The organism is Streptomyces sp. ACA25 (genome assembly GCF_028200735.1).
In the GTDB taxonomy this organism is placed as follows: domain Bacteria; phylum Actinomycetota; class Actinomycetes; order Streptomycetales; family Streptomycetaceae; genus Streptomyces.
This window is the reverse complement of sequence record NZ_JAQKPV010000005.1, coordinates 283,524-300,846: the sequence shown is the minus strand read 5'-3', so window position 1 is coordinate 300,846 and position 17,323 is coordinate 283,524. Positions and strand designations below refer to the sequence as shown.

General features: G+C 73.8%; 13 protein-coding genes and 1 pseudogene. 4 read left to right on the top strand and 10 right to left on the bottom strand.

From position 1 onward, the window contains the following. Together PJ985_RS11410 and PJ985_RS11405 are read right to left on the bottom strand one after the other, a co-directional pair. Positions 1-483 (bottom strand): annotated as a pseudogene (locus PJ985_RS11410) (hypothetical protein); the annotation flags it as partial. Positions 484-607: 124 nt separating this feature from the next. Further along, entirely contained in the window at positions 608-2,023 is a 1,416-nt protein-coding gene (locus tag PJ985_RS11405) for a transcriptional regulator (RefSeq protein ID WP_271683542.1), read from the bottom strand. Positions 2,024-2,426: 403 nt separating this feature from the next. Between PJ985_RS11405 and PJ985_RS11400 the strand changes: the two genes are divergently transcribed. Then, a complete protein-coding gene (locus tag PJ985_RS11400) occupies positions 2,427-3,212 on the top strand; it encodes an ABC transporter ATP-binding protein (protein ID WP_271683558.1) in 786 nt (261 codons plus the stop codon). After that, positions 3,209-4,897, top strand: coding sequence for a transporter (locus PJ985_RS11395; RefSeq protein ID WP_443033460.1), 1,689 nt, complete (start codon positions 3,209-3,211; stop codon positions 4,895-4,897). Before PJ985_RS11400 ends, PJ985_RS11395 begins: the two co-directional genes overlap by 4 nt. 84 nt (positions 4,898-4,981) lie before the next feature. Here the strand turns inward: PJ985_RS11395 and PJ985_RS11390 are convergent, their stop codons facing one another. The 3 genes from PJ985_RS11390 to PJ985_RS11380 all read right to left on the bottom strand — a co-directional run bounded on the left by PJ985_RS11390 (position 4,982) and on the right by PJ985_RS11380 (position 7,726). Further along, positions 4,982-5,827, bottom strand: a complete 846-nt coding sequence (locus PJ985_RS11390) for a hypothetical protein (RefSeq protein WP_271683541.1) — start codon at positions 5,825-5,827, stop codon at positions 4,982-4,984. A 53-nt stretch (positions 5,828-5,880) separates the two neighbouring features. After that, positions 5,881-6,738, bottom strand: coding sequence for an alpha/beta fold hydrolase (locus tag PJ985_RS11385; protein ID WP_271683540.1), 858 nt, complete (start codon positions 6,736-6,738; stop codon positions 5,881-5,883). A gap of 295 nt (positions 6,739-7,033) precedes the next feature. After that, positions 7,034-7,726 carry a metal-dependent transcriptional regulator gene (locus tag PJ985_RS11380; RefSeq protein WP_271683539.1) on the bottom strand — a complete coding sequence of 231 codons (693 nt, stop codon included), beginning with the start codon at positions 7,724-7,726 and terminating at the stop codon, positions 7,034-7,036. A gap of 196 nt (positions 7,727-7,922) precedes the next feature. Between PJ985_RS11380 and PJ985_RS11375 the strand changes: the two genes are divergently transcribed. After that, the gene (locus PJ985_RS11375) at positions 7,923-8,678 is read left to right on the top strand and encodes an SIS domain-containing protein (RefSeq protein ID WP_271683538.1); all 756 of its coding nucleotides are present in this window, start codon (positions 7,923-7,925) and stop codon (positions 8,676-8,678) included. 26 nt (positions 8,679-8,704) lie between these two features. Here the strand turns inward: PJ985_RS11375 and PJ985_RS11370 are convergent, their stop codons facing one another. Next, positions 8,705-10,243 carry a PAS domain-containing protein gene (locus tag PJ985_RS11370; RefSeq protein ID WP_271683556.1) on the bottom strand — a complete coding sequence of 513 codons (1,539 nt, stop codon included), beginning with the start codon at positions 10,241-10,243 and terminating at the stop codon, positions 8,705-8,707. A gap of 443 nt (positions 10,244-10,686) precedes the next feature. Continuing rightward, entirely contained in the window at positions 10,687-11,313 is a 627-nt protein-coding gene (gene pdxH / locus PJ985_RS11365) for a pyridoxamine 5'-phosphate oxidase (RefSeq protein WP_271683555.1), read from the bottom strand. Positions 11,314-11,667: 354 nt separating this feature from the next. Here pdxH and PJ985_RS11360 point away from each other — a divergent pair, with 354 nt between their 5' ends. After that, complete coding sequence (locus PJ985_RS11360) at positions 11,668-12,759, top strand: citrate synthase 2 (RefSeq protein WP_271683537.1); 1,092 nt, start codon at positions 11,668-11,670, stop codon at positions 12,757-12,759. On the opposite strand, the gene PJ985_RS11355 is transcribed toward PJ985_RS11360, so the two are convergent. The 3 genes from PJ985_RS11355 to PJ985_RS11345 all read right to left on the bottom strand — a co-directional run bounded on the left by PJ985_RS11355 (position 12,747) and on the right by PJ985_RS11345 (position 17,132). After that, positions 12,747-13,340 carry a TetR/AcrR family transcriptional regulator gene (locus PJ985_RS11355; protein ID WP_271683536.1) on the bottom strand — a complete coding sequence of 198 codons (594 nt, stop codon included), beginning with the start codon at positions 13,338-13,340 and terminating at the stop codon, positions 12,747-12,749. The genes PJ985_RS11360 and PJ985_RS11355 overlap by 13 nt on opposite strands. After that, positions 13,328-14,071 carry an enoyl-CoA hydratase family protein gene (locus tag PJ985_RS11350; protein ID WP_271683535.1) on the bottom strand — a complete coding sequence of 248 codons (744 nt, stop codon included), beginning with the start codon at positions 14,069-14,071 and terminating at the stop codon, positions 13,328-13,330. Before PJ985_RS11350 ends, PJ985_RS11355 begins: the two co-directional genes overlap by 13 nt. A gap of 238 nt (positions 14,072-14,309) precedes the next feature. Continuing rightward, positions 14,310-17,132 (bottom strand): FAD-binding and (Fe-S)-binding domain-containing protein, encoded by a 2,823-nt coding sequence (locus tag PJ985_RS11345; RefSeq protein WP_271683534.1) that lies wholly within the window; start codon positions 17,130-17,132, stop codon positions 14,310-14,312. Positions 17,133-17,323 lie beyond the last annotated feature (191 nt).

Below are 17,323 nucleotides of genomic sequence, written 5' to 3'. Positions count from 1 at the left end.
CGGCGAAGACACCTGCCCCACCGGCTGGAAGAGCTGCGTCGCCTCCTGGTGGAAGGCCGGAGGCACCGGCGGGGGGACCGCGGGCATGGGCGGCACACCCTGTCGCGGCAGCTCCGCCCGCGGCGGGGCTCCGGGCGCGGGCGGGGGCCCGTGCGGCGGGGCCGGCGGCGCCCCGGCCGGCCGGGGCGGCCCGGCCGGAGCCGCCTGTCCCGGGCCCTCCGGCCGCCGGTGCCGCGGGGCCGGCCGACGGCCCTGCGGCGGCTGCGACTGCTGCGGCTGCCCGGAAGCCCGGTACCCCTCCAGCGGCTCCGCCCGGACCCCCGGCCGGTCGGGACCCCAGTGCTGCCCCCAGGGCACTCCGGCGGGCGGCGCGGGAGCGGGCGCGGGCTCCTCCGGCCGCCGGGGCGCTCCCCACGGATCCCCGCTCGACGGCAGCACCACGCCTTCGCGCGGCGCGTCCTCGCGTCCGTTGTGGCTCGTCACCGGCCGGCTCCTCGTTCGCTTCGTGCGCTCCACGCGCCTCGTTGCCCAGCGCTGATCGCCGGGCAACGGTACCCGCTCCGGCGGCGGGTCGGCCACGGGACCGTTCGAGGGTCAGCGAACCGCGTCAGCCGGCCGGCACGGCTTCCCGGCTCTGCCAACGCTCGGTGAACTCCCTTACCGGGCGCTCTTTCTGATGGGGCGCAAGACCCGCGAGGAAACCGTCGAAGTACTCCGCCCCCCGGCCCGAGCGCAGCCCGCTCAGCAAGGATCCCGCCTCGGACGCGGTGGCACAGGCCTGCTCCAGCTCACCCTGCTGCAGCCGCGCCCGGGCCATCAGCAGCAGCCCGATGACGCGGCGCCTGGCCCGTTGCTCCGGGTGCCCCGCCAGCGCCTCGCCGGCCCGCTGCTGCGCCGCCCTGCCCTGCTCGAGCTCCAGATGACAGTGCGCCAGCTCGTCCGCGAGATAAGCGGCGTCGAAGTGCCCTATCCACGGGGGGTCCTCGTCGCTCTCCGGGGCGCAGCGCTCCAGAGCGGCGAGGGCCCGGCCGGCCGCACGGCGGCAGGCCTCCCCGTCCCCCAGCTGGGCGTGGCCACGGGCCTCGGCGGCCAGGAACATCGTCTCGGCGCGCGGCGTGACCCGGCCTCTGGCGCCCTCCTGGGCGGCCCGCGCCAGCTGCACCACCTCACGCGGATTACCCAGCCGGGCGGCGAGATGGCTCATCCCCGCGGCCAGCACGTAGCCGCCGAAGCCCCGGTCGCCGGCGGCCTGGGAGAGCCGCAGCGCCTGGATGTAGTACCGCTGGGCCAGACCGGGCAGCCCGGTGTCGACCGCCATGTATCCGGCGAGCTCGGTCAGCCGGGCCGCGGCCCCGAACAGCTCCCGGCCCACCGACTCCCGGTAGGCACCCGCGAGGAGGACGGCCACGACGCTGTCCAGGTAGTGCACGACCACCGGGCGGACGTGGCCGGATCCCCATCGCCGGTCCAGCGCCACCAGCGCCTCGGTGGTGGCCCGCACGGCGTCCACGTCACCGGGACCCACCCGCGGGCCGGAGCCCCTGGCCACCTGTTCGTCCACCGGGGTGATCAGCCAGTCCCGGCTCGGCTCGACCAGGGCGGACGGCGCCACGTCGGCCGCGGCCCCGCCGGACGGCCCGGCACCGAAGCTTCCGCGCCGGGCGATGTCGGAGCTCCACAGCGCCCCGGCCAGCTCCACGCATTCCGGCAGGTCCGCGGCGAACCGCAGTCCAGCCGTCGAGCCGGGCCGGCGGGAGGTCCCCATGCCGATCTCTTCCGTGCTCACCGCCCGGCCCAGCTTCCGGCCCAGCGCCTCGGCGATGACGTCCGGCGCCCGGCCGCGTGGCTGCTGCCCGCGGATCCAGCGCGCCACGGACGTCTTGTCGTACCGGAAGGTGAGGCCGCGGTCCGCGGCACACACGTTGACGCGTCGCGCGAGGCCGGCGTTGGAGCACCCCGCCTCCCGGATCAGGCCCAGCAGGCGCTCATTGGGCTGTCTGGCAATCGGGGCTCCCGCGGCCATCTGCGTCTCCTCTGCGACCCGGTGGAGTGCGTCCGGAGGGAACAATGCCCGGACTGCCCCGGGCCCCATGCCGCACGCCCCCGCGGATGCATCCATGCGCCCCGCCTGTGAGCCACGGCGCGGGACCACCCTCCGCGCCGGATACGCACCACGAGACCCGCACGGCACATCCCCCGTCGAACCGGCCCCGTCAAGGAGCGGCGTCCGGCGCGGTGCGTCGCAAGGCGGCCGGAAGCCCTCGCAGTGGGCCTGCTCGGGCTTTCGGCCAACGCAGCGAGGCGCCGGGCCGGGCGTCGCGACAGGGTGAACCCTGGCTGACGCGGCACTAGGGTGAGGTGCCATGGCGGGTGAGACGACAGAGACGAACGACGAAGGCATACACCCGGGGGACGGGGCCGGAGGAATGGAAACTCCGGTCGGCCCGGTGGCCGTCCGGGTACGCGGCCTGTGGAAGAGTTTCGGTGACCAGGTCGCCGTCTCCGGCATCGACCTGGACCTGCCGGCCGGCCGGTTCATCGGGCTCGTGGGCCCGAACGGTGCCGGGAAGACCACCACCCTCTCCATGATCACCGGATTGCTGCGCCCGGACTCCGGCCGGGTCGAGATCGTCGGCCGGGATGTCTGGCAGAACCCGGTGGACGTCAAGTCCCGGATCGGCGTGCTCCCGGAGGGCCTGCGGCTGTTCGAGCGGCTGTCCGGGCGCGAGCTGCTCACCTACCTCGGCCGGCTGCGCGGCCTGCAGGGCGCCGAGGTGGAGCAGCGCACCGGGCAGCTTCTGGACGTGCTCGATCTCTCGGCCGCCCAGCACAAGCTGGTGGTCGACTACTCCACCGGGATGCGGAAGAAGATCGGTCTGGCCGCCGCCCTGCTGCACAACCCCGAGGTCCTCTTCCTGGACGAGCCCTTCGAGGGAGTGGACCCGGTGTCGGCGCAGACCATCCGCGGCGTGCTGGAGCGGTACACCGCCTCGGGCGCCACGGTGGTGTTCTCCAGCCATGTGATGGAGCTCGTGGAATCACTGTGCGACTGGGTCGCGGTGATCGCCGCGGGCCGCATCCGGGCCCGGGGAACCCTCGCCGAGGTGCGCGGGGAGGCGGACTCGCTGCAGAGCGCGTTCCTGCAGTTGGTCGGCGCGCACGACCGGCCCGCCGGGGCGCAGCTCGACTGGCTCGGCGGCGGTGCCCGGTGAGCGCCGGCCCGGCCACCGTCCCCCCGGGCCCGGAGACGTCGGGCTCCCCCGCCGCCTCGGGGGGCGCCGCGGCTCCCCTGCCGTCGACCGCCACGGTCACCCTCGTCTTCGCGCGGCTGAAGCTGTCCCTGCTGCGGAACGGGCTGCGGCAGTCCCAGGGCAGGTCGGCTGCCTTTGTCGCGTCCGCCCTGCTCGCGCTGGCCTTCGGCGTGCTGGGGCTGGTCCTGCTGCTGGCGCTGCGGGGTCATCAGCACATCGCCCCGGTGGCGGTCAGTCTGGTGGCCCTGCTGGCCGTGGCGTGGGCCTTCGTGCCGCTGTTCGTGGGGGGCAGCGACGAGACCCTCGACCCGGGCCGGCTCGTCATGCTGCCGCTGCGCCCGACGCCGCTGATGGTCTCCCTGCTCGTCGCTTCGCTCATCGGGATCGGACCGCTGTTCACCGTCCTGATCGTGACGGGTGCGGCGCTGGGGACCGCCCGGGGAGCGGCCGGGACGGCCGTCGCCCTCCTCGCGGTGCCGCTGGTGCTGCTGGTGTGCACCACTCTGGCGCGGGCCCTGGCCGCCGCGAACGCCCGGCTGCTGACCAGCCGGAAGGGCCGCGATCTCGCCGTCTTCAGCGGACTGGTCATCGCCTTCGGTTTTCAGGGCCTCAACCTCGCCATGAGCCGGATGACCGGCACCGGCGACATCGGCCCGATCCAGACGATGGCGGACATCGCGCGGCTGCTGCCGCCGGCCTCCGCGATCGACGCGGTGCGGGCCGCCGGCGAGGGCGCCTACGGGACGGCGCTTCTCGGCCTCGCCACGACGGTGGCAGCGCTCGGCCTGCTTCTCTGGTGGTGGCAGCGCACCCTGACCCGGCTGATGACGTCCCCGGACTCCTCCACCCTGGAGGCGGCACCGGGTCGTGAGACCCCTGGGAAGCGCCGTTGGCGGGGCGGGGATCCGTCCGCCCTGCTGCCTGCCGGTCGCACCGGCACCGTGATGCTGCGCACCCTGCGCTACGGCCGACGGGATCCGAAGACCAAGCTGGGCTGGGTCACCGCGCTCGGCATGGGGCTGCTGATGCCGGTGGTGTTCGCCGTGCAGGGAGGCGCCAGTGTCTACCACGTCGTCTGGGTGGCCGGGCTGCTCGGGCTGCTGATGTACAACCAGTTCGGTCAGGACTACAGCGCCTTCTGGCTGGTCGCGCAGACCATCACCACCTCGCGGGACGCCCTGGTGGAGCTGCGCGCGAGGGCCCTGGCCCTCGGCCTGATCGCCGTGCCGTTCACCGTCGTCGTGGTGGTGATCTCCGCCGCGTCCACCGGCTCCTGGGCGGAGCTGCCCCCGGCTCTCGGGCTCGCCCTGGCGCTGCTGGGTGCCTTGATGGGGGCGGGTGCGCTGACCTCGGCGCGGTACCCGTACTCGATCCCGCAGGACAATGCCATGAAGAACGTGGCGCCCGGCCAGGGCGCGCTGGCCTGGATCAGTCTCCTCTGCGGCACGCTGGCGGGTGGAGCGGTGTGTGCCCCGCTGATCGCCCTGGCGGTGTGGCTGGGCATCCAGCACCCCGGCTGGATGTGGACCGTGCTGCCGCTCGGCATGGGCTACGGCCTGCTGCTGGCCGGGCTCGGCCTGCGGCTGGCAGCGCCGCGGGTCGCCGGCCGGCTGCCGGAGATCCTGGCCGCGGTGAGCCGGGAGTGAGCTCCGGGGGACCGGTGGCCCGCGGGGGCGGCGCCGGCGCGAGCCGGGCGCGGCTCCCCCCGCGGGTCACCGTCGAGCCGCCGCTCAGACCTCGATGATGCTCCGGGCGGGCGGCGGGTCGATCTCAACCGGCTCGTTGAAATCGCTGAACTCGAGCTCGAACGAATCCTCGGCGGAAGGCGCCCCGAGGTACAGCGGGTACGGCTCCCCGTCGGTGGCCACCAGCATCGTCGCCTCCTCCCCGATGTAGGGCTTCTCCACGACGGTGATGACGGGTGTGCCCCGGTGGACGGTCTCCGGGCCCTTGGACATCCGGTTGCCGCTCGTGCTGAGGTCGAACTCCGCCAGCAGCGCGTCGAGATCGCACATCTCGGCCGCCCCGGCCAGCTCCGGATCGTCCGTCGTTCCGTACATGTACTTGCCGTCGAGCTCCTGGGCGGCCAGTTCACCCTCCGCACCACCGACGCTGTACCGCCAGAAATCGGCGTCCGGCTTCATCCAGACCTGGTCGCCGCTGACGATGATCTCGAAGGAACCCTGCTCCACGAAGCCGAGCTCGCCCGCGCAGTTGCCCTCCCGGTCGATGTGCAGGTCCATGTCCAGCTCGCCGTCGTCCGTGGTCCCGCTGCCGGATATCCGCACGGAGTCGACCGCGTGCAGGGCATCCAGCGCGAGCTCGGCGATCTCCGACGCCTCCCGTTCCGCGAGCTCCGGGACCTCGGCATCGTCGGCACCGTCGGTGTCCTCGGTGTCCTCGGTGTCCTCGGCGCCGTTCTCCGCTTCCCCGTTGTCCTCCTGGTCCGCGGACTTCTCCGCGGCACCGCTCGCCAGAGCTTCCTGGAGCGCACCGCCCGAGCCGCCGCACGCGGTCACGCTCATCAGCGCCGCCGCCGCGGCAATCGCACCAACAGTCCTTGTTCTCAGCTGCATCGGACTTCCCCCTCGGCACTGAGTGCCGTCGTGTCTCATGTCCCCCGCCCGCCTCAGCCCGGCAGGGCTTCCCGCAGGAAGGAATCCACGATCTCATGCCACGCCGCCGGCTGGTCGTGATGCACCAGATGCCCGGCGTCCGGGACATCGGCGTACCGGCCCCGGGGCAGCACCCGCACCATCTCCTGGGCCTCGGCCCGGCCCAGCTCACCGTCGAGGCCGCGGACCACCAGAGCCGGGCAGCGCACCTGGGCGAGCTCCTCCCAGTGCGCGTCGTGCACCCAACCCTCCCGGGCCATCAGCATCTGACGCCGGGAGAACACCGGACGCCAGCCGTCCGCCCGCCGCACCATGGTGTCCGCGTGGAAGGCACCCCGGGAGGGGTGGGTCCCGTCCAGCGAGGGATCCAGCTCACTGAACCAGAGCCGGGCCGCAGCCCGGGAGGGAAACGGCAGCGGCCAACCGTCGAACCACTCCTCCCACTTCTGCTGCGAGCGGGCGCCCAGCGCCGAGGCCCGCATGTCGCAGATCACCACGGCGGCCACCAGGTCGGGGCGCCGGGCTGCGAGCTGCCAGGCCGTCAGCGCGCCCATCGAATGGCCGATCAGCACCACCGGCGCCAGACCGAGTTGCTCGACCGCGGCCTCCACGTCGGCGACGAAGGCGTCACGGTCGTACGGACCGTCCTCCGGCTTGTCGCTGGCCCCGTGGCCCCGCTGGTCCAGGGCGACGGCGCGGTACCGGGGGGAGAGCCGGACGGCAGCTTCCGCCCAGTGCGACGAGCACCCCATGAGGCCATGCAGTAACAGGACATCGGGGCGCTCCACCCCCGGGCCCGGGGACACCCCGCCGAACTCCGTGGCCACGAGCCGCACCCCGCCGTGCCCCACGACCTCACGCTGTCGATCCACGCGCCACGACCCCCTTCCGTTCGCCCCACCCGACCACCCGAACGCTACAGAGACCGACTATCGAAAGTACATTCGAACAGAGGGTTCTGCGGCCCAATATCCCCCCTACGAGTGACAACACTCAAGGGTTGTGCGGCTGCGGCGTGGGGAGACAACCGACAGGAGGGGCAGCGGCCCAGAGAGCTCGGGGCTCCGGGTCACCGCAGGGGGCGGGACGGGGGCCGGCCGCCCGCGGCGGCCGGCCCCGCGCCCCGACAACCCGCGCACGGATCACCCCGCCACCACCCGGGCCTCCTCAGCCCTTGGCGACGAAGACGTGCATCGCCACCGACGCCTCCAGCTCGGCGGCCTCTCCTCCGCTTCCCACCTGGACCGCGCCACCGGCCCCCGCCGTCACGCTCACCGAGGCACCCGGCTGCACTCCGGCCCGCCGCAACGTGTGCATGACCTGCGCGTCGGTCTGGATCGGCTCGCCGATCCGGCGCACGATGACCGTCTTCCCACCATCGGGATCCAGGTCCGAGAGCGCGACCATCCCCTCCTCCAGGAACGGGTCCGGCTCGCCCTTCTCCCCCAGCTCGGCCAGGCCGGGAATCGGATTGCCGTAGGGCGATTCGGTGGGGTGGTTCAGCAGCTCGAGCACCCGGCGTTCCACCTCCTCGCTCATCACGTGCTCCCACCGGCAGGCCTCGGCGTGCACCTTCTCCCACTCCAGGCCGATCACGTCGACCAGCAGGCACTCCGCGAGCCGGTGCTTGCGCATGACCCGCTGGGCCAGTCGCCGCCCCTCCTCGGTGAGCTCCAGATGACGGTCACCGGCCACGGTGAGCAGGCCGTCACGCTGCATACGGGCGACGGTCTGGCTGACCGTCGGACCGCTCTGTTCGAGCCGCTCCGCGATGCGGGCACGCATCGGGACCACGCCTTCCTCCTCCAGCTCCAGAATGGTGCGGAGGTACATCTCGGTGGTGTCGATGAGTCCGGACATAAGTGCCCCTCGATATCTCTTGCGGTGGCCCTGACCCCAATTCTGACGTATCGCGGGGCCGACCGACCCCGCCCCGCCCGGCAGTAAGGACCCCCACCCGGGCCGGTCACCCCCTTGACAGCACACTGGTCCAGACCTCACCGTGTCCCGCGGCAGCTCCCGCTGACGCAGCCACCAACCCGAGGAGACCGCCCGGATGAGCCAGGAATCGCTCGCGGACCAGTTCTTCCACGCCGCCACCGGACTGCTGGAGCGGGTCCGCCGCGAGGAGGCCGGGAACATCGCCCGGGCCGGCTCCCTGATCGCCGACACCGTCACCGCGGGCGGCCGGCTGTTCGCCTACGGCGCCGGGCATTCCTCGCTGCCGGCCCAGGACCTCGTCTACCGGGCGGGCGGCCTCGCCCTGATGAACCTGCTCACCGTGCCCGGAACCACCGGCGTGGACGTACGCCCGGCCACGCTGGGCAGCGCGCTGGAACGGGTCGGCGGACTCGCCCGGGCCACCCTCGACAGCAGCCCCGCCCGGGCCGGTGACCTGCTGGTGATCATCTCGCTCTCCGGCCGCAACGTGCTGCCCGTGGAGATGGCCGAGCACGCCCGGGCCCGCGGCCTCACCGTGATCGGGGTCACCTCGGTGGCCTACGCCGCGCACACCTCCTCACGACACCCCTCGGGCGGCTTCCTCAAGGATCACTGCACCCTGGTGCTCGACAGCAAGATCCCGGTGGGGGACGCCGAGCTGGCCGACGCGCGCGTCGGCGCGCCCTTCGGCCCCGCCTCCACCGTCGTCACCTCCGCCCTCCTGCAAGCCGTGGTGGCCACCGCCGCGGGCGAGCTGGCGGAACGGGGCATCGCGCCGCCCATGCTGCGCTCGGGCAATGTGGACGGCGGCATCGAATGGAACCGTGAGGTCGTCGCCGCCCACGGCGACCGGATCCTCTGGCAGCGCTGACCCGGCGGACCGGGGCGGCGGGGGCGTCAGCGAGGGCCGGGCGGCCGGGGCCGGGAATGCCCGGCGGAGTCCAGATCCACCGCGGCGGCGATGCGCAGCCCCACGTCCTCCGCGTACGTCACGTCCGCGCGGTCGAAGCCGCGCCGGCGAGCCCCGCGCAGAAAAGTCACCACGCCCAGGTTCCGGCCGCGGCTGCGCAGCACCACGCACAGGGCGTGCTCCGCCTCCAGGGGCCACTGGTGCTCGGCCGCCCACTCCGGCCGCAGGACCGGCCCGGCCGGGTCGGCGGTGAGCGAGGCCCCGGCCGTGGCCCGCACCGGCACCCCGCGCTCCAGGGCCTGCACCGCGGGATGGCCCGGCCGGTACCGCACCGGGACACCCGGAGTCACGGCGCTGCCGCAGGCCGCACCCGGCGCCTCGGCCACCCGGACCAGCCTCCGCTCCGGGCCCGGGTCCTCGGGATGCTCCGGAAACTCCGGCCGCCCGGCCCCGGCGGAGGTACCGCCGGGGTGCTCCCGGCTGTCCGCGGCCTCCCGGTCACCGGACCGCCCCGGCGCTCGGAGGTCGAGCAGGGCGTGCTCGGCGAACCCGGCGAGCGCGAACTCCAGATGCAGCGCGGCGGCGTCCAGCGGCTCCTCGCAGTCCGCCGCGGCGCGCGTGGCGCGGTTCAGCTGGCTGTCCCGGAACCGCTGCCTGGCTGCTTCCCGCGCGGACCGGCGCGGCCGGGTGACGTCCTGGAACACCCAGGCCACCCCCAGCGGAGACGCCTCGGTGGACAACGGGGAGCCCAGCCGCAGGAAGCCGCTGAGCCAGCAGCGGCGGCGGCCGCCGGGCAGCCCACCGCGTTCCTCCCCGAGCGAGTCCTCGTAGGAGCCGTCGTCGTGCAGCGTGACCCAGAGCTCCACCGGCCCGTCCTGCGGGTGACCGGCCAGCGCGTGTTCGAGCGCGCTCTCCAGCTCCTCCAGCCCGCTGTCGAAGAACTCCGCGAGAGGCTCGCCCAGCATGTCGACGGCGGAGACCGCGAGCGCGCGGGTGGCCTGCTCGTTGACGGACACGGTGCGCAGATCGGCGTCCACCAGGACCACGGCCCAGGGGGAGTCGCCCAGCAGTGCCTCGCTCAGCGCGACAGTGCGCTCCAGCGCGAGCTGCCGGTGGACCTCGCTGAAGACGCAGTAGGCCCCCGCCGGCCGGCCACCCGGTTCGCTCACCGCGCTCACCTGGGCCCTGACCAGCACCCGCACGCCGTCCTTGCGCACCAGCGGGAACTCCTCGACCTGCCGCCGGGCCGGAGCACCGGCTGCCGCCAGCAGCCGGGAACCCACGTCGGCGGCGTCGGCGTCCCGCACCGCCCAGCCACCCAGGCCGGCCCGGCCCACCGCCTCCGCGCGTGTCCAGCCGAGCATCCGCTCGGCCTCGTCGTTCCAGTGGGTGATCCGCCCGGCGGTGTCGACCGCGAGAAGCGCGGAGTCCATCCCGCCGAGCAGCGTGGTGAGCAGGTCGTGATCGGCCGCACCCGGCCCCGTGACGCGGGCGGTGCGGGCCGGGCGATGTGCCTCTGAGTGCATGGTCACCTGGAACCCCCGGGCTGGATGTGCGTGCGCTGTGCTGCCGTCGCGCACCCCATTCAACGCCATCGTGACAGGAGTCACACCGGGTTCGACCGAACATCTCTGTGGAGGTGCGCCCGGCGGCCCGGAAAAAATCCCCTTGTCCGACCGGCGCCCGGGATCGTACGGTTCAGGTACACGAGAAGGGAGGTGGTTCGGTAGATGAGTGACATCCGGACAAGTGAGGTGGCTGCGGCCTAGCGGTCGCTGTCCCGCACTGCGCGGCGCCGGCACCGCCGGGCCAATCCCAAGCAGTCACCCGATCCGCGGGCCGCCGGTATTGTCCGGCCGGCTCTCCCAGTCAGCTGGGGGACCATGGTCCGCGGATCGTCTGCGTCCCGGGCCGCCGCTCCCGGCCCCCGGGGCTCCGGCTCGGCCGGCCCGCGGAGAGCGGCCCGCCCTCAGGGGCACAGCCGCTCCACCGCCCAGCCGCCGGCCTCCTTCCGGACGTACCGCAGACGGTCGTGCAGGCGGTTCTCGCGGCCCTGCCAGAACTCCACGGCCTCCGGGCGGACCCGGTATCCGCCCCACTGGGGCGGGGCCGGGATGTCCTCGCCCTCCGGGTAGCGGCGTGCCAGGTCCTCGTACAGGCGGTCCAGCTCGGCGCGGGACGCGACCGCGGAGGACTGCTCACTGGCCCACGCGCCCAGCTGGGAGCCGTGCGGCCGGGTGCGGAAGTAGGCGGCGGTCTCGTCCCGGCCGGTGCGTGCGGCGGCGCCGGACACGATGACCTGCCGGGCGATCCCGTGCCACGGGAACAGCAGCGACACGTGCGGGTTCACCTCGATCTCCCGGCCCTTGCGGGAGGCGTAGTTGGTGAAGAAGACAAAGCCGCGGTCGTCGTACTTCTTGAGCAGCACCGTGCGGCTGCTGGGCCGCCCGGCCGCGTCGGCGGTGGCGAGGATCATCGCGTTCGGCTCGTGCAGCCCTCCGGCGGAGGCATCGGCGAACCAGCGCTGGAACTGCCGGAAGGGGTCGGCGGCCATGGACTCCTCGGCCAGCCCGGTGGCACGGTAATGGGCGCGCATCTCGGCCGGGTCGAGGCCCGAGAGGGCATCGGAGGGGGCGGGAGCGGGGGCCGCGCGGTCGGCGGCATCGGCGTTGTCGGCGTGGGGCACGGGGCTTATCTTGCAACATACAGCTGACAGTGGCGGGACCACGAGGTTTCCGGGCCGTCTGCTGTGGGTTCTGTACACCCGCGGTTAAGGTGACCGCCACGACGTACCGAACACAGTGCCGCCACCGCCGTCGGTGCTGTGACGGCCGTTACGGGGTGACCGGCGGGGACGCCGGGCATCCCGTCATCATCGGGTGCGGAGCAGAATCCTGCCGTCCCGGTGCTGCCACAGCTTCCTGCCGACCGCATTACGAGGAGCCGCCTGATGTCCGATTTCGTAGCCGGGCTCGAGGGAGTCATCGCGTTCGAGACGGAGATCGCCGAACCCGACAAGGAGGGAGGCGCCCTCCGCTACCGCGGTGTGGACATCGAGGACCTGGTCGGTGAGGTGTCCTTCGGCAACGTCTGGGGTCTGCTCGTCGACGGCTCGTTCAATCCCGGCCTGCCGCCCGCCGAGCCCTTCCCGCTACCCGTGCATTCCGGGGACATCCGGGTCGATGTGCAGTCCGCGCTGGCCATGCTCGCTCCCGTGTGGGGGCTGAAACCTCTGCTCGACATCAGCGCCGAGGAGGCGCGGGACAACCTGGCCCGGGCCGCGGTCATGGCACTCAGCTACGTCGCCCAGTCTGCGCGCGGCCGGTCCCTCCCGATGGTGCCGCAGCAGGAGATCGACCGGTCCGACAGCATCGTCGAGCGCTTCATGCGGCGCTGGCGCGGCGAGCCCGACCCGCGCCACGTGAAGGCCGTGGACGCCTACTGGACGTCCGCCGCGGAGCACGGGATGAACGCGTCCACCTTCACCGCCCGGGTGATCGCCTCCACCGGTGCGGACGTGGCCGCGGCGCTGTCCGGTGCGGTCGGCGCGATGTCCGGTCCGCTGCACGGTGGCGCGCCGTCCCGGGTCCTGGGCATGATCGAGGAGATCGAGCGCACCGGCGACGCCTCCGCGTACGTCAAGCGGCAGCTCGACCAGGGCGAGCGCCTCATGGGCTTCGGACACCGCGTCTACCGCGCGGAGGACCCGCGGGCGCGGGTCCTGCGGCGCACGGCCAAGGAGCTCGGCGCGCCGCGCTTCGAGGTGGCCGAGGCCCTGGAGCGGGCCGCGCTGGACGAGCTGCACAGCCGCCGTCCGGACCGGGTGCTGGCCACCAACGTGGAGTTCTGGGCGGCGATCGTGCTGGACTTCGCGGAGGTCCCGGCGCACATGTTCACCTCGATGTTCACCTGCGCCCGGACCGCCGGCTGGTCCGCGCACATCCTGGAGCAGAAGCGCACCGGCCGGCTGGTGCGGCCCTCCGCGCGCTACGTGGGCCCGGGGCCCCGCAGCCCGCAGGAGGTCGACGGCTACCGCGACTGAACGGCCAGGGCCTCGTCAAGGATTCGTGCCCACTGGGCGACGACCCGTTCCCGGCGCACGCTGTCGTCGCTGAGCAGGGTGGCGAGGCCCAGGCCGCGGGCCATTTCTAGCAGCCCCTGCACTGTCTCGGGGACGCCGGGGGCGCTCTCGTCGGCGGCGAGCAGCCCGACGGCCGTGCGGTGGGTCTCCCGGCCGATCCTGCCCTCCAGGTCCGTGACCCGCTCCCGCATCCACGGCTCGCGGGACGCCGCCACCCACAGCTGGAGTGACGCCCGGAAGAGCGGCCCGGTGCAAAGGGCGACGAGGCTGCTCACCGCCGCACGGGTGTCGCCCGCCGGGGGCAGCTCCCGGAGTGCGGCCGAACGTTCCTCGGCGACGTATTCGACCGCTGCGGTGAACAGGTCCTCGCGGGTCGGGAAGTGGTGCTGGGCAGCGCCGCGGGAGACCCCGGCGAGCCCGGCGACCACGCTGACGGTACTGCCGGCCCAGCCGCGCTCGGCGAGGCACACCACCGCTGCCTCCAGCAGCCGGCGACGGGTGGCCCGGCTGCGGTCCTGCTGGGGGGCGCTCACCGCACCCATGCGGCATCCCGCCGCTCGAGGAAGGCCGCGATGCCTTCCTGCGCGTCCGGGGTGCTGAACAGCCGGGCGGAGAGCCCGGCCAGAGCCTCTCCGTCCTGGTCGAAGCCGTGCAGCAGACTCGCGGTGAGGAGCCGCTTGGATTCCGCGAGACCTTGCGGGGAGCTGCGGCGCAGGCCGTCGAGGACGGGGCCGAGCGCGGCCTCGGGGTCGTCGGCGGCCAGGGTGACCAGCCCGGTGCGGGCCGCCTCCGCCGCGTCGAAGGTCTCTCCGGTCAGGTAGTACCGGGCGGCTGCCCGGGGGGCGAGACGGGGCAGCAGCGGGAGCGAGATCACTGCGGGGGCGACACCGATCCGGGCCTCGGTGAAGGCAAAGGTCGCCCCGGGCCCTGCGGCGGAGATGTCACAGGCCCCCAGCAGACCGAGGCCGCCGGCCCGGACGTGCCCGGTGACGCAGGCGACCACGGGCTTGACGCACTCCACGAGGGCGCGCAGCAGGCCGACCAGATCCTGCGGGGTGCCGCCCTCGCGGAGGTCGGCACCGGCGCAGAACGTGCTGCCGGTGTGGGTGAGCAGAACCGCCCGGATCTCCGGATCGCGGGCGGCGGACGCCACCTGGCCGAGCAGCTCCTCGACCAGGCGGCCGGAAAGGGCGTTGCGGTTGTGCGGTGAGTCGAGTGTCAGGACGCTGATGCCTCGCTCGTGCGTCCGCCGCACGAGAGGGGTGGCGGGCATGAAGCTGCCTCTCGGTGGAAGGGGAGGAACCGCGCCGGCCGTCTGCCGGCCGCCCGGCGCCGCCCGGGTGACCCGGGCGGTTCCATGATCAACGACACGGCCGCCCCCTGCACGGCAGACTGCCCAATCCCTGCCACATTTCCGACGGGCCCCCGGGGCGGGCCGGTGCGCGCCGGCTCCGCCCTCCGGGTCCGCCGCCGGTCGCACGACCTCCGGGTCAGCTTTCGCCGCCCACCCGTCACCCCCGGAGGTGGTCGGCGAGGAGTTCCGCGAGGTGGCGGGCCCGGTGGCCGCCGAGCTGGTCCAGCTGGGTCCGGCAGGAGTAGCCGTCAGCGAGGAGCTCGGCACCCTCGGGTGCGCTGCGCACGGCCGGGAGCAGCACGTCCTCGGCGCAGGCGACGGAGACCTCGTAGTGGCCCTTCTCGAAGCCGAAGTTGCCCGCCAGCCCGCAGCAGCCCGCGGAGAGGTCGCCGGTGAGACCGGCCCGCTCGCGCAGCCGGCGGTCGGCGGCCTCACCGATCACGGCGTGCTGGTGGCAATGGGTCTGGCCGGCCACGGGACGGTCGATGCGAGGCGGGGTCCAGTCGGGGGCGTATTCCTGAAGAGTCTGCGCGAAGGTGCGGGTGGCGGCGGCCAGCCGCGCGGCCCGTGGATCGTCGGGGAGGAGCTCGGGGACGTCCGTGCGCAGCGCCGCCGCGCAGGGCGGTTCCAGCACGGTGACGGGCAGGCCGGCGTCGAGGGCGGGTTCGATCCGGTCCAGGGTGCGGCGCATGACGGCGCGGGCCCGGTCGAGCTGGCCGGTGGAGACGTAGGTGAGGCCGCAGCAGACGGGTTCGGGCGGCACGGTGGTGCGCAGGCCGGCATCGGCCAGCACCCGTTCGGCGGCGTGCCCGGCTTCCGGTGACAGGTAGTTGGTGAAGGTGTCCGGCCACAGCACGACCCCGGGGCCTCCCCCGGAGTCGACAGGCCGGCGGGACCGGGCGCGGGTGAACGGCACCGGGGCCAGCGGTGGGATGGCGCGCTCGGGTGCGAGGCCGCCGATCTGCTTGGCCAGCGCTGCCAGCGGAGGGATCCGGGCGGCGAGGTTGGCGGCGGTGGTGAGCCGGAGCGCGGCGGTCAGCCGCAGCCATTCGGGCAGCCGGCCCATCGCGTAGTGCGCCCTCGGACGGAGCCGGCCGGCGTAGTGGTGGTGCAGGAACTCGGCCTTGTAGGTGGCCATGTCGACGCCGACCGGGCAGTCACTGCGGCAGCCCTTGCAGGACAGGCACAGGTCCAGCGCCTCGTGCACCTCCGGGGACTGCCATCCGTCGGTGACGATCTCGCCGGCGAGCATCTCGTGCAGCAGGCGGGCCCGGCCGCGAGTGGAGTGCCGCTCCTCCCCGGTGGCCCGGTAGGAGGGGCACATGACGCCCGAGCCCGCGCTGGTGTTGCGGCACTTCGCGATGCCGACGCAGCGGCGCACCGCGGCGGAGAAATCGCCGTGGTCGTCCGGGTAGCCGAAGGCGACCTCGACCGGCTTGCCGGGGAGGGGGGCGAACCGCAGGTGTGCGTCGAGGCGGTCGGGGCGGGCGAGCACACCGGGGTTCAGCCCGTTGTCGGGGTCCCACAGGTCCTTGAAGGCGTGGAAGGCACCGACCAGCTCGGGGCCGTACATCTTCGGCAGCAGTTCGGCGCGGGCCAGACCGTCCCCGTGTTCGCCGGACAGCGAGCCGCCGTGGGCGACGACGAGCTCGGCCAGCTCCTCGGAGAAGGTGCGGAAGCGGGCGATGCCCCGGTCCGTCAGCAGGTCGAAGTCGATGCGGACATGGATGCACCCGTCCCCGAAGTGCCCATAGGGCAGGCCCTGCAGACCGTGCTGGGCGAGCAGGGAGCGGAAGTCACGGAGGTAGGCGCCGAGCCGGGCGGGCGGGACCGCGCAGTCCTCCCAGCCGGGCCATGCCTCGCTGCCGTCCGCGGTGCGGGTCGCGGTGCCGGAGGCGTCCTCCCGGATGAGCCAGAGGGAACGCTGCGCGGCCGGGTGCACGACGACGGCGTGGCCGGTGGTGCCGCCGGGCGCGGCTGCCCGGCACAGCTCCTGGGCGGCCGAGGCGGCCTCGGCCTCGGTGGCCCCGCCGACCTCGGCGAACAGCCAGGCCGCGCCGCGCGGGAGGGTGGCCCGGGCCCCGGCCCCCACCAGGTCGGCGGCCATCCCCTCCAGGGTGAGAGGCCGGTGCGGAAGCAGTCCCGGCGCGGCCTCCGCGGCGGCGCTCTCGTCGGTGTAGCCCAGGACGGCCAGCACCCGGTGGGCCGGTGGCTCCACGAGCCGGACGGTCGCCCGGGTAAGAAGGCCCAGGGTGCCCTCGCTGCCGGTGAAGGCCCGGGCCCAGTTCCGGTGGTTTTCCGGGAGCAGCTGGTCGAGCGCGTAGCCGGAGATGCGGCGCGGCAGGTCGGGAAGGCCGGTGCGCAGCGCGGACAGGTGTGCGTCGACCAGTTCCTCGGCGCCGGTGCGCAGCTGACCGGGCACGTCACCGCCTCCCGGGGCCAGGCGGGCCCGCTCCCCGCGGTAGGTGAGGACGTCGAGGTCCCGCACGTTGTCGGCGGTGGTGCCCCAGGCGACGGAGTGGGCGCCACAGGCGTTGTTGGCGATCATGCCGCCGAGCGTGCAGCGGCTGTGGGTGGACGGGTCGGGCCCGAAGGTGAGGCCGTGCGGTGCGGCGGCTCGGCGGAGGGTGTCGCAGACGACGCCGGGCTCGACCACGGCGGTGCGGTGCTCGGGGTCCACGGAGACGACGCGGTCGAGGTACCGGGTGAAGTCCACGACGATGCCGGTGCCGGTGGCCTGTCCCGCGATGCTGGTGCCGCCGCCGCGGGCGACTACAGGAACGCCGTGTTCCCGGCAGACGGCGAGAACGGCCGCCACATCGTCCGCGTCGCGGGGCGCGACCACCCCGGCCGGAACCCGCCGGTAGTTGGAGGCGTCCATGGTCATCAGTGCCCTGCTCGCTGTGTCGAACGCCACGTCACCCGCGACGGTGGCGCGCAGGGCAGCGGCGAGCCCGGTCATGTCCTGTGCCTGTCCCATGCCCTCCAGCGTGCACCTTCCTGCACGGAATGGGCGGACAACGCACCCGGAGAAGTGCCCTTCGCGTGTTCCGGCCTGCACAGTTCAAACATTACGGCCACAGATCCGGACCCAAAGCGATAGCTAACTCACCTATAGTGTTGCCGAATTGAAGGGAGGCGGTCAGCGACCGCCAGTCCCACCGAACGCGT